This is a genomic window from Singulisphaera rosea (assembly GCF_054877945.1).
Genome location: NZ_JBTYIP020000159.1, coordinates 1 through 255, shown reverse-complemented (window position 1 = coordinate 255; position 255 = coordinate 1). Strand labels below are relative to the sequence as shown.

Here is a 255-nt window from a genome sequence, read left to right as displayed (position 1 = left end):
CCCTGAACGCCGCCATACCCGATCCAAGACACCCCGTCTTCATCACCCACGACCAGCGCTCCATGATCGCCCAGCGGGTCATCGCTATCGCCTTGGGATATGAAGATCTCAATGATCATCAGGCCCTCCGCACCGACCCCGCACTCCAGGTCTCCGCCTCGACCCTCCCCGATAGCGAATCCCCGCTCGCATCGCCATCGACACTCTGCCGGCTCGAGAACCGCGTCGATCGAAAGGCCTTGGTCAGAGTCGCTC

Annotated in this window: 1 protein-coding gene; it reads left to right on the top strand. The window is 62.7% G+C overall.

Features of this window, described 5'->3' with window-relative positions; all coding sequences use genetic code 11:
- Window positions 1-2 precede the first annotated feature (2 nt).
- Window positions 3-255 (top strand): transposase (locus tag ACYOEI_RS41560; RefSeq protein ID WP_462856508.1); only part of this gene is annotated, 253 nt, incomplete at its 3' end.